Origin of the sequence: Streptomyces lushanensis, assembly GCF_001700515.1 — a bacterium.
Taxonomy (GTDB): domain Bacteria; phylum Actinomycetota; class Actinomycetes; order Streptomycetales; family Streptomycetaceae; genus Streptomyces; species Streptomyces lushanensis.
This window is the reverse complement of the sequence record NZ_MAUD01000002.1, coordinates 1-8,247: the sequence shown is the minus strand read 5'-3', so window position 1 is coordinate 8,247 and position 8,247 is coordinate 1. Positions and strand designations below refer to the sequence as shown.

At 74.6% G+C, this 8,247-nt stretch carries 1 protein-coding gene; it reads left to right on the top strand.

The genetic code is table 11. The features are described 5' to 3' along the window. Nucleotides 1-8,247, top strand: an 8,247-nt coding sequence (locus BFF77_RS00010; RefSeq protein WP_141698316.1) for a type I polyketide synthase, incomplete at both ends; no start/stop codon positions are given.

Below are 8,247 nucleotides of genomic sequence, written 5' to 3'. Positions count from 1 at the left end.
CTCGCTGCACGCGACCGGCGCCTCCGCGCTCCGGGTACGGCTCTCACCGGCCGGCGAGGACGCGGTCTCGGTCAGCGTGGCCGACACCTTCGGCGCGCCGGTCGTCTCCGTCGACTCGCTGGTGCTGCGCCCGGCCTCGGCGACACCTCTCGACGGCGCCGCCACGGCGGCCCGGGACGCGCTGTTCGCCCTGGACTGGCAGCCGGTACGCGGTGCCCGGGCACTCACCGGCCCGGTCGCCCTGGTCGGTCCCGACGCCCTCGGGCTGAGCGAGGGCCCGGCCTCGGCCCTCGCCGTCGAGCGGCACCGGGATCTTCTCTCGCTGGCGGCGGCGGAGTCCCCGGTCCCCGCCGTGGTCCTCGTGACGGTCGCCACCGGGCCGGACGCCGACATGGCGCGCTCCGCCCACGATCTGACGGCCGGCGTCCTCGCCACCGCGCGGACCTGGCTGGCCGAGGAGCGGTTCGCCGGCTCCCGGCTGGTGTTCGTGACCCGCGGCGCGGTCGGCGGCCACGACCCGGCCGCGGCGGCGGTCCAGGGACTGGTCCGCTCCGCGCAGTCGGAGAATCCCGGCAGCTTCGCCCTGGTCGACCTCGATCCGGCACGGCCCGCCGCCCTGCCGCCCGAGGCCCTCGGCACGGACGAGCCGCAGACCGTGGTCCGCGACGGCAGGGTCCTCGCCGGACGTCTGGTGCGCCGTACGCCCGGCGGGAGCGGTGCCGGACCGGTCCGGGACACCGGGGGCCGCGTGCTGATCACCGGTGGTACGGGCGGTCTGGGCGCGGTGTTCGCACGGCATCTGGTGGCGGAACACGGCGTACGGCGGCTCCTGCTGGTCAGCCGTCGAGGCCCGGCCGCCGAAGGTGCCCAGGAGCTGGCGGCCGAACTGACCGCCCGGGGCGCCGATGTCGTCCTCGCCGCGTGCGACGCGGCCGACCGGGCGCCACTGGCGGAACTGCTCGCCGAGCACCCCGTCTCCGCCGTGGTGCACACGGCCGGAGTACTGGACGACGGTGTTCTCGGCTCGCTCACACCCGAGCGGCTGGACACCGTACTGCGTCCCAAGGCCGACGCGGCCTGGCACCTCCACGAGCTGACCCGCGAACTCGATCTGACGGCCTTCGTGGTCTTCTCCTCCCTCGCCGGAGTCCTCGGCGGCGCCGGGCAGGGCAACTACGCGGCGGGCAACGCGTTCCTGGACGCGCTCATCGAGCGCCGGCGGGGCGAGGGCCTGCCCGGCACCTCGCTCGCCTGGGGCCCCTGGGAGCGTCCGGGCGGTACGGCCGGCGGGATGACCGCCGCCCTGGCCGACACCGAGGCGGAGCGGCTCTCGCGCTCGGGAGTGCCCGCGCTGCCGGTCGAGCAGGGCGTGGCGCTCTTCGACACGGCGCTCGCGTCCGGCGAGGCGCTGCTCGTTCCCGTACGGCTGGATCTGCCGGTGCTCCGCGCCCAGGGCGAGATCCCGCCCGTGCTGCGGTCGTTGATCCGTACCCGCCCCCGCAGGGCCGCGGTCTCCGGCTCCGCCACGGCAGGCGGGCTGGCCCAGCGGCTTCGCCGGCTGGACGAGACCGACCGTGTCGACCTGCTGCTCGATCTGGTGCGCGCCCAGGTCGCCCTCGTCCTGGGGCACGCCGGCGTCGATGTCCTCACCGCCGTGACCGGTCTCCGGCTGCCCGCCACGCTGGTCTTCGACCATCCGACCGTCCGGCATCTGGTCACCTACGTCCTCGGCGAACTCCTCGGCGCGGAACCGGCACAGGCCGCTCCCGGGCGGGCGCGTACCGCCGCCGAGGCCGACGATCCGGTCGTGGTCGTGGGCATGGCCTGCCGCTATCCGGGAGGCGTCGCGTCGCCGGAGGACCTGTGGCGGCTGGTCACCGAGGGCACGGACGCCATCTCCGGATTCCCGGCCAATCGCGGCTGGGACCTGGACGCGCTCTACCACCCGGACCCGGACCACGCCGGTACGGCGTACACCCGCTCCGGCGGATTCCTGCACGAGGCGGGCGAGTTCGACCCGGCTTTCTTCGGGATGAGCCCGCGCGAGGCGCTGGCGACCGACTCGCAGCAGCGGCTGCTGCTGGAGGCATCCTGGGAGGCCGTCGAGCGCGCGGGCATCGATCCGCTCTCCCTGCGCGGCAGCGCGACGGGTGTCTTCGCCGGAGTGATGTACAGCGACTACAGCGCCGTTCTCGCGAGTCCCGAGTTCGAGGGCTTCCAGGGCAGCGGCAGTTCACCGAGCCTCGCCTCCGGCCGTGTCTCGTACACGCTGGGCCTGGAGGGCCCGGCCGTGACCGTCGACACCGCCTGCTCGTCCTCGCTGGTCGCCCTGCACTGGGCGATGCAGGCACTGCGCTCCGGCGAGTGCTCTCTCGCGCTGGCCGGCGGAGTGACCGTCATGTCGACCCCGTCGGTGTTCGTGGACTTCTCCCGGCAGCGCGGGCTCTCCCCGGACGGCCGCTGCAAGGCCTTCTCCGACACGGCCGACGGCGTCGGCTGGGCCGAGGGTGTCGGCGTGCTGGTGCTGGAGCGGCTCTCGGACGCGCGGCGGGCCGGTCATGAGGTCCTGGCCGTCGTCCGGGGCAGCGCGGTCAACCAGGACGGTGCCTCCAACGGACTGACCGCGCCCAACGGCCCGTCCCAGCAGCGGGTGATCCGCCAGGCGCTCGCGGGCGCCGGACTGGCGGCCGAGGACGTCGACGCGGTGGAGGCCCATGGCACGGGTACCACCCTCGGTGACCCGATCGAGGCACAGGCCCTGCTCGCCGCCTACGGGCGCGATCGCGACCCGGCGCGCCCGCTGCTGCTCGGCTCGGTGAAGTCCAACATCGGGCACACCCAGGCGGCGGCCGGAGTCGCGGGCGTCATCAAGATGATCATGGCGATGCGGCACGGCACCCTCCCGCGGACCCTCCACGCCGAGGCGCCCTCCTCGCATGTCGACTGGTCGGAAGGCGCCGTGGAACTGCTCACCGAGCAGACGCCCTGGCCCGAGACCGGCCGCCCGCGCCGGGCCGGGATCTCGTCGTTCGGCATCAGCGGCACCAATGTCCACACCATCATCGAACAGGCCCCGGCCACCGCGATCCCGGCGCCGACCGCGCGGCCCGCCGCCGAGGGGCCCGTCCCCTGGCTGATCTCCGGCCGGACCAGGGACGCCCTGCGCGGCCAGGCGGCCCGGCTGCTCGCGTTCGTACGGGCGGAGCCAGGACCCGACCTGCTGGACGGCGCGTTCTCGCTGGCCACGACCCGCTCGCGGTTCGACCGGCGGGCGGCCGTGGTGGCAGCGGACCGTGAGACGCTGCTGAGGGCGCTGGCCGCGCTGGCCGCCGGCCGTCCCGATGCCGCGCTCGTCGAGGGCGAGGCGGCACGGCGCGGCAGGATCGCGCTGCTCTTCTCCGGACAGGGCAGCCAGCGGGCCGCCATGGGACGCGAGCTTCACGAGCGGTTCCCGGTGTTCGCCGAGGCGCTGGACGCGGTGGCCGCCGTACTCGATCCGCTGCTGGACCGTCCGCTGCGCGAGGTGCTGTTCGCCGACGAGGGCACGGCCGAGGCCGCGCTGCTGGACGGGACCGGCTGGACGCAGCCCGCGCTGTTCGCGGTCGAGGTCGCGCTGTACCGGCTCGTACGGAGCTGGGGCATCAAGCCGGACCATGTCGCGGGCCACTCGATCGGCGAACTCGCCGCGGCCCATGTCGCGGGCGTGCTGTCGCTCACCGACGCCTGTGTCCTGGTCGCGGCCCGCGCGAGGCTGATGCGGGCGCTCCCGGCCGGCGGCGCGATGGTCGCGGTCCGGGCCACCGAGGAGGAGGTGACCCCGTATCTCTCCGGGCGCGTCTCGATCGCCGCCGTCAACGGGCCCTCCGCCGTGGTGATCTCCGGCGACGAGGACGCGGTACGGGAGATCGCCGCCGCGTTCGAGGCCGAGGGACGCAAGACCAAGCGGCTGCGCGTCAGCCACGCCTTCCACTCGCCGCACATGGACGGGATGCTGGAAGCCTTCCGCGCCGTCGCCGCCGGGCTGGCCTACGCGCCGCCGCGGATCCCGCTCGTCTCCGGTCTGACGGGTGGTCTCGTCACCGCCGAGCAGGTGTGCTCCCCGGAGTACTGGGTCGAGCAGGTGCGCGAGTCCGTGCGCTTCGCGGACTGTGTGACGACGCTGCGGGACGCGGGCGTGACCACCTTCCTCGAACTGGGCCCCGACGGACCGCTCACCGCCATGGCACAGGACACCCTCGGCGACACCGGCGACGCCGAACTCGTCCCGCTGCTCCGCGCGGACCGTACCGAACGGCTCGCCGTCGCCACGGCGCTGGCCCGGCTCCACACCCACGGTGCCGCCGTCGACTGGTCCGCCTACTTCGCGGGCACCGGCGCCCGCCGGGTGGATCTGCCCACGTACGCCTTCCAGCACGAGTTCTACTGGCCGCAGCTCACCACGGCCCCGGCCGGGACCGCCACCGACCCCGGCGACCAGCGTCTGTGGGCCGCCGTGGAGCGTGGCGACGCCGACGAGCTGGCCACGATCCTCGGCCTCGGCGAGGGGGAGCACGGTTCGCTGGGCTCCCTGCTGCCCGCCCTCACCTCCTGGCGGCGCGGCAAGCGCGAGAAGACCCTGCTCGACTCGCTGCGCTACCGGACCCGTTGGGTGCCGCTGGGCAGGCCCGCCGCGCCGGTCCTGGACGGCACCTGGCTGCTCGTCACCAGCGACGGCACCGATCCCGCGCTCGGCGACGAGCTGACGGGCGCGCTCGGCGCCCATGGCGCGCGGGTGCGCCGGCTGGAGCTCGATCCGTCGTGCGCCGACCGGGCCGTACTGGCCGAACGGCTGCTGGCCGTCGAGGAGTACGACGGGACGGCCAACGTCCTGTCCGTACTCCCGCTGGACGAACGCCCGAGCGCCGCGTATCCGCCGCTCACCGACGGACTCGCCCTGACCGTCGCGCTCGTCCAGGCACTCGCCGACACCGGCGCGCGAGGACGGCTGTGGACCGCCACCCGGGGCGCCGTGTCGACCGGGCCCGACGATCCGGTCACCCGTCCCGCCCAGGCCACGGCCTGGGGACTGGGCAGGACCGTCGCTCTGGAGCACCCGAGGCTCTGGGGCGGGCTGGTCGATCTGCCCGGCGCACTCGACCACCGGGCCGCACAGCGCCTCGCCGGGGTGCTCGCCACCAAGGACACCCCCGACGGTGAGGACCAGATCGCCCTGCGCGCCTCGGGAGTCCACGGCCGCCGGCTCGTCCGCCACACCGTCCCGGAGCTCCCCGCCGCACCGGAGTTCACCGCCCGGGGCACCGTGCTCATCACCGGCGGCACCGGCGGTCTCGGCGCCGAGGTGGGCCGCTGGCTGGCCCGCGCCGGCGCGGAGCGGCTCGTACTGACCAGCCGGCGCGGGCCCGACGCGCCCGGCGCCGCCGCGCTCCGCGCCGAACTGGAGGAGCTGGGAGCGCGCGTCGAGATCGTCGCCTGCGATGTCGCCGACCGTGACGCGCTCGCCGCCGTACTGGCCGGCGTCCCGGACGGGACACCGCTGACCGGAGTGGTGCACACCGCGGGCGTCGGCCAGTTCGGACCGCTCGACCAGACCGGCCTCGCCGAATTCGCCCGGCTGACCTCGGCCAAGCTCGCGGGCGCGGCACATCTCGACGCCCTGCTCGGCGAGCGCGAACTCGACCTGTTCGTCCTGTTCGGCTCCCTCGCCGGGGTCTGGGGCAGCGGCGGCCAGAGCGCCTACGGCGCCGCCAACGCCTATCTCGACGCCCTGGCGGAACACCGCCGCGCCCGGGGACTGACCGCCACCTGCCTCGCCTGGGGCCCCTGGGCCGAGGCGGGCATGGCCGCCGACGGAGCGGTCTCCGCCACCTTCGAACGGCAGGGCCTGGGCCTCCTGGAGCCGGGACCCGCGATCACCGAGCTGCGCCGCGCGGTCCTCGGCCAGGACCCCACCGTCACGGTCGCCGACGTCGACTGGGAGCGCTACGCCCCGGTCTTCACCTCGGCACGCCCCAGCGCCCTGCTCGCGGATCTGCCCGAGGTACGGGCACTCACCGGCGCCGCCGACGCGCACGACACCGGCACGGCCCCGGAGTTCGTCACGCGCGTACGGGCCCTGACCGAACCGGAGCAGATCCGTCTCCTCGCCGATCTCGTACGCGCCGAGGCCGCCGCCGTCCTCGGACACGGCTCCGCCGACGGCGTACCGGAGACACGCCCCTTCCGCGACATCGGCTTCGACTCGCTCACCGCCGTCGAACTGCGCAAGCGGCTCTCCACGGTCACCGGACTCACCCTGCCCAGCACGATGGTCTTCGACCATCCGACGCCGCCGGAGCTGGCGGAGTATCTGCGGGCCGAGATCCTCGGCGCCGTCCTGGAGGTGGCGGGCCCCGTCGCCACCGGGGCCGCCGCCGACGAGCCCATCGCCATCATCGGGATGAGCTGCCGCTTCCCGGGCGGGGCCGGCTCTCCCGAGCGGCTCTGGGAACTGGTCACCCAGGGCGTGGACGCGGTGTCCGAGTTCCCCGTGAACCGCGGCTGGGACGCCCAGGGCCTCTACGACCCCGACCCGGACCGGCCGGGCAGGACCTACTCGACGCAGGGCGGATTCCTGCACGAGGCCGACGCGTTCGACCCCACGTTCTTCGGCATCTCACCGCGAGAGGCCCTGGTGATGGATCCTCAGCAGCGGCTGCTGCTGGAGACCACCTGGGAGAGCTTCGAGCGCGCCGGTATCGATCCCGGCGCCGTACGGGGCAGCCTCACCGGCACCTTCATCGGCTCCAGCTACCAGGAGTACGGACTCGGCGCGGGGGAGGGGGCCGAGGGCCACATGGTCACCGGCAGCAGCCCCAGCGTGCTGTCCGGGCGGCTCTCCTACGTCTTCGGGCTCGAAGGCCCGGCGGTCACGGTCGACACGGCCTGCTCGTCCTCGCTCGTCGCCCTGCATCTGGCCTGTCAGTCGCTGCGCAACGGCGAGTCCACGCTCGCGGTGGCGGGCGGCGCCACGGTCATGACGACCCCGGCGCCCTTCGTCGCCTTCAGCAGGCAGCGGGCCCTCGCGCGGGACGGCCGGTGCAAGGCGTTCTCCGACGACGCCGACGGCATGACGCTGGCCGAGGGCGTCGGCATCCTGCTGGTCGAGCGGCTCTCCGACGCCCGCCGCAACGGGCATCCGGTACTGGCCGTGATCCGCGGCTCGGCGATCAACCAGGACGGCGCGTCCAACGGACTGACCGCGCCCAACGGCCCGTCCCAGCAGCGCGTCATCCGCCAGGCCCTGGCCAACGCACGGCTGGAACCGTCGGACATCGACGCCCTGGAGGCCCATGGCACGGGAACGCCGCTCGGCGACCCGATCGAGGCCCAGGCGCTGCTGGCCACCTACGGCCGTGCACGCGACCCGGAGCGTGCCCTGCTGCTCGGCTCGGTCAAGTCGAACATCGGGCACACCCAGTCGGCGGCCGGTGTGGCGAGTGTGATCAAGATGGTGATGGCGCTGCGCAACGGTGTGCTGCCCCGGACGTTGCACGCGGAGTCCCCGTCGTCGCATGTGGACTGGTCCTCGGGCGCCGTCCGTCTGCTGTCGGAGGCGCAGGAGTGGCCGGAGACGGGTCGTCCGCGCCGGTGTGCGGTGTCGTCGTTCGGTATCAGCGGCACCAACGCGCACACGCTGCTGGAGCAGGCCCCGGCCGAGCGGGAGTCCCCGGAATCCGTGGCGGCGACCCCGCCCGGGGCCGGCCCGCGCGCCGTCGCGGACGGCGCCGTGCCCTGGGTGATCTCGGCCCGTACCGGCTCCGCGCTGGGTGAGCAGGCGGCCCGGCTGCTGTCGTACATGGAGACGTGTGACCCGGCGCCGGCGCCGCTGGACGTGGCCCACTCGCTCGTCGCGTCCCGCGCCGTGTTCGAGCACCGGGCCGTGCTCGTGCCGGGCGCGGGAGAGGACCCGGCGGCGGCCCTGCGCGCGGTGGCCGAGGACGGACCGTCCTCCGTGGTCGCCCGAGGCGTGGCGGATGTGGAGGGGCGGACGGTGTTCGTCTTTCCGGGGCAGGGTTCGCAGTGGGTGGGGATGGGTGCGCGGTTGCTGGACGAGTCGCCGGTGTTCGCGGGGCGGGTGGGGGAGTGTGGGGCGGCTCTGGGTGAGTTCGTGGACTGGTCGTTGGTGGATGTGCTGCGGGGTGTTGAGGGTGCTCCGTCGTTGGAGCGGGTGGATGTGGTGCAGCCCGTTTCCTTCGCGGTGATGGTGTC